Source organism: Thermohalobaculum sp. (genome assembly GCF_058622915.1).
On the sequence record NZ_JBZSYN010000105.1, the window covers coordinates 1 to 4,178 of the forward strand.

Sequence of the window (4,178 nt, forward strand, 5' to 3'; positions counted from 1 at the left end):
ATCGGGGTCGGACAGATGATGCAGCACCCCGCAGCAGTCGATGTAATCGAAGGGGCCGAGGCCCGGCGCCTCCACCAGGTCCCCGGTCAGGAAGCGGATCGATTTCAGGCCGCGGGCCTCGGCGCGGGCCTCGGCGATCGCGCGGCTCGACTCCGAGATGTCGAGATAGGTGATCTCGGCGGGGCAGCCGATCTCGGCGAGCCTCTGCGCCAGCATGTTCAGGCCATCGCCGGTGCCGCCGCCCGCGACAAGCGCGCGAAAGGGCGCCGACCAGTCGCGGCGGCCGGCAAACAGGTAGTGGTCGATCTCGACCGGATGCGAGGGCGACCCCTCGATCAGCCGCCTGGCCTCGTCGGCGGGATCGCGGTCGGGGTAAGGATAGACCTCGTACTGGCGCTTGACCGGGTCCATGGAATCCGTCGTTTCCGACATCTGCGTGTCTGTTTCTCGATAGCACCGGCCGGGACAACGGTTCCAGTCTGTTGCGCTGCACCAGGAGAGCCGACGATGCAGGATGAATCCGCCCACCACGCCTATTCGGTCAAGAGCCGCAAGATCGACCCGGCACGCCGCCGGACGACGCGGCCGGACGGCTCGCCGGACGATGACGACCGGGCCGAGATCGGGCCGACGCGACTGGCCTTCACCGAATGGGCGGCGGCGGGGATCGAGCCGCCCGACCTGGCGGGCATGCGGGCGCACCGGCACGGCAGGCTTGTCGCGGCGCTGGCAGCGCGGGACTATGGCGGGCTCTTGATGTTCGACCCGCTGAACATCCGCTACGCGAGCGATTCGACCAACATGCAGATATGGAACACGCACAATCCGTTCCGGGCGGTGCTGCTCTGCGCCGACGGGCACATGGTGCTGTGGGAATACAAGGGGCCCCGTCTTGGCTTCCTGAGCGACTTCAACCCGCTGGTTCGCGAGGTCCGCGAGGGCGCGTCGATGTTCTATTTCGCCAGCGGCGATCAGAACGACGACGACGCGCACGGCTTCGCGGCGCAGGTCGACGAAGTGATGCGCGCGCATGCGGGCAGCAACCGCCGCCTCGCGATCGACAAGATCCTGGCGCACGGGCTCAAGGCGCTGGAGGCAGCGGGCTTCGAGGTGATGGACGGCGAGGAGGTCACCGAGAAGACCCGCGCCGTCAAGGGACCGGACGAGATCAAGGCCATGCGCTGCGCCATGTTCGCCTGCGAGATGTCGGTCGCCGCGATGCACAAGGAGATGCGCCCGGGAATCAGCGAGAATGAGTTGTGGGCAGTGCTGCATGCCGAGAACATCCGGCGCGGCGGCGAGTGGATCGAGACGCGTCTGCTGAGCTCGGGCCCCCGCACATACCCGTGGTTCAAGGAGTGCGGACCGCGGATCATCCGAAACAACGAGATCGTCGCCTTCGATACCGACCTCGTCGGCTGCTACGGCATCTGCGCGGACATCTCGCGCACCTGGTGGTGCGGCGACGGCGCGCCGAGCGCCGAGATGAAGCGGCTCTACCGCTTCGCCCATGAGCACATCATGGAGAACATGGCGCTGCTGAAGCCCGGCGTGAGCTTCCGCGATATCACCTTTGGCGGGCACAATTTGCCGGCGGAATTCGTCGAGCACCGCTACAGCGTGAAAATGCACGGCGTGGGGCTGTGCGACGAGTGGCCCTCGATCAAATATCCCGAGGACTGGTGCGAAGGCGCATTCGATTATCACCTCGAGCCTGGCATGACGCTGTGCGTCGAGGCGCTGATCGCCACCCGGGACGGCGGCTTCTCGATCAAGCTCGAGGACCAGGTGCTGGTCACCGAGACCGGCCACGAGAACCTGACGCGTTATCCCTTCGAGCAGCACTTGCTCGGCTGATCCGCAGGGACCAGCCGCGCCGGCATGGCCGGAAGGAGCCCGTGCGGGAGGGATGTGCACATTGCACAAACCGCCAAGGCATTGAAATCATTATATGCTCCCTGTGCACAGTGGGTATGGTTAACGCTTCTTGGCGCAGGTCCCCCGCCCCGGCACCGGCCTTGACGTTCCGGCCTCGGCCCCAGATGTGCGGAAGGGCCAAATGTGCGAAAGGGCCAAGAGTGCAGGAGGCACAGATGCGGACCGAGAAGCTGGATTTCGCGGGCCATGACGGCAACACGCTGGCGGCGCGTCTCGACCTGCCCGAAGGCAAGCCCGCGGCAGTGGCGCTGTTCGCGCACTGCTTCACCTGCGGCAAGGACATCGCCGCGGCCCGGCGAATCGCCGCGCGGCTGGCGGCGCTGGGCATCGGCGTGCTCAGGTTCGACTTCACCGGCCTGGGCCACAGCGAGGGCGAGTTCGCCAACACGGGCTTTTCCTCCAACGTCGCCGACCTCGTGGCCGCGGCGCGCCATCTGTCGGGCCGCGACATGGCGCCCTCGCTGTTGATCGGGCACAGCCTGGGCGGGGCGGCGGTGCTGGCGGCGGCCGACGACATCCCCTCGGCGAAGGCCGTGGTGACCATCGGCGCGCCGGCCGATCCGGCGCATGTCCTCGAGGAGTTCCGCGGCAAGGTGGAGAAGATTCGCAAGGAGGGCGAAGCGCAGGTGGAGCTGGCCGGGCACCGTTTCACGATCCGGGACGAGTTTCTCGCCGACGTGGAGAAGACACGGCTCGAGGAGAAGATCGGGCGGCTCAAGAAGGCGCTCCTGGTGCTGCACGCGCCGCTCGACGAGATCGTCGGCATCGAGAACGCCACCGCCATCTTCGTCGCCGCGAAGCATCCGAAGAGTTTCGTGACGCTGGACGACGCGGACCACTTGCTGAGCCGGGCCGCGGACGCCGAATACGCCGCCGACATGATCGCCACATGGTCGCGGCGCTATCTGGGCCTCGAGGACGAGCCGGCGCCCGAGGGTGCACCGGAGGGCGTGGTGCGGGTCTCGGAGGCCGACCCGCAAGGCTTCCTGCAGGACGTGATGGCCGGCCCGAAGCACCTGCTCAGGGCGGACGAGCCGACAGGCAGCGGCGGCACCGACCTGGGGCCCAGCCCCTACCAGTTCCTCGCCGCGGGGCTCGGCGCTTGCACCTCGATGACGGTGCGCATTTATGCGCGGCGCAAGGACTGGCCGCTGACGCATGTCGCGGTCGACGTGACGCATGGCAAGGTCCACGCAAATGACTGCGAGGATTGCGAGGACGACGGTGCGAAAATCGACCTCTTTCGGCGCAGGATCCGGCTCGAGGGCGACCTCGACGACGAGCAACGGGCGCGTCTGGTGGAGATCGCGAACAAGTGCCCGGTGCATCGCACGCTGCTGGGCACGATCAAGATCGACACGGAGTTGGTCGAGTAGGTCCTGTTCGGCGCGACCGGCTGCTGCTAGGCAAAGCCCATGAGGGGTCCTCTCGACGCCGACATGTACCGGACCGACCGGCCGGTGGAGAGCTGGTGGCGCGCCTCGGCGCCGCCTTGGCGTGCGCCGGCGCCGCTGGGATCGGACGCGACCGCGGAGGTCGCCATCATCGGCGGCGGGTATGCCGGCCTGTCCTGCGCGATCCGGCTGGCCGAGCTGGGCATCGCCAGCGCGGTGCTGGACGCGGGCGAGATCGGCTGGGGCGCGTCGGGACGCAATGGCGGCATCGTCGGGCTGCGCTCGGACAAGCTTTCCGACAACGCCATGATTCGCCGCTATGGCGAGGAGGAATTCGGCCGCTATGTGCGTGCGGCAGCCGAGGGCAACCACCGCCTGCGCGCCTTTTGCATGGAGGCGGGGCTCGCGGATGCGGTCCAGGGCGACGGCGAGTTCTGGCTGGCCCATTCCGCCCGCGTCGCCATCGGGCTCGAGGCCGAGCGCAGCGAGCACGGCGTCGAGCTCGAGCTGGTGCCGCCCGACGATGTCGAGGGCGTGCGGCGGCATGGCGGCCTTCTGGTCCGCCCCGGCTTCGGCATCCACCCCTTGCGGCTGGTTCGGGCGCTGGCCGACCGGGCGGCGCAGCTGGGGGTGCGGGTGTTCCCGCGCTCGGAGGTCGTTCGCTGGGAGCGCGACGGGGCCCGGCACCGGCTGGTAACGGCGGCAGGCGGGGTCGCGGCCTCGCGCGTGGTGCTTGCGACCAACGGCTTCACGCCCGACGGGCTCCACCCGCGCTTCGACGGCCGGGCGGTGCCGGTGATCTCCAACATCGGCGTGACGCGGGTGCTCACGGAGGCGGAGCGCGCC

Annotated in this window: 4 protein-coding genes; 3 read left to right on the forward strand and 1 reads right to left on the reverse strand. The window is 68.6% G+C overall.

The window, feature by feature from the left end:
* A partial coding sequence (locus tag AC32QD_RS08470) for a class I SAM-dependent methyltransferase (RefSeq protein ID WP_492010057.1) occupies positions 1–411 on the reverse strand: 411 nt, incomplete at its 3' end.
* 96 nt (positions 412–507) lie between these two features.
* On the opposite strand from AC32QD_RS08470, the gene dddP reads away from it, so the two are divergent.
* The 3 genes from dddP to AC32QD_RS08485 all read left to right on the forward strand — a co-directional run.
* On the forward strand, positions 508–1,857 hold the full coding sequence (gene dddP, locus AC32QD_RS08475; RefSeq protein WP_492010054.1) for a dimethylsulfonioproprionate lyase DddP: 1,350 nt from the start codon (positions 508–510) through the stop codon (positions 1,855–1,857).
* Positions 1,858–2,093: 236 nt separating this feature from the next.
* On the forward strand, positions 2,094–3,314 hold the full coding sequence (locus AC32QD_RS08480; RefSeq protein WP_492010055.1) for a bifunctional alpha/beta hydrolase/OsmC family protein: 1,221 nt from the start codon (positions 2,094–2,096) through the stop codon (positions 3,312–3,314).
* A gap of 39 nt (positions 3,315–3,353) precedes the next feature.
* A partial coding sequence (locus AC32QD_RS08485; RefSeq protein WP_492010056.1) for an NAD(P)/FAD-dependent oxidoreductase occupies positions 3,354–4,178 on the forward strand: 825 nt, incomplete at its 3' end.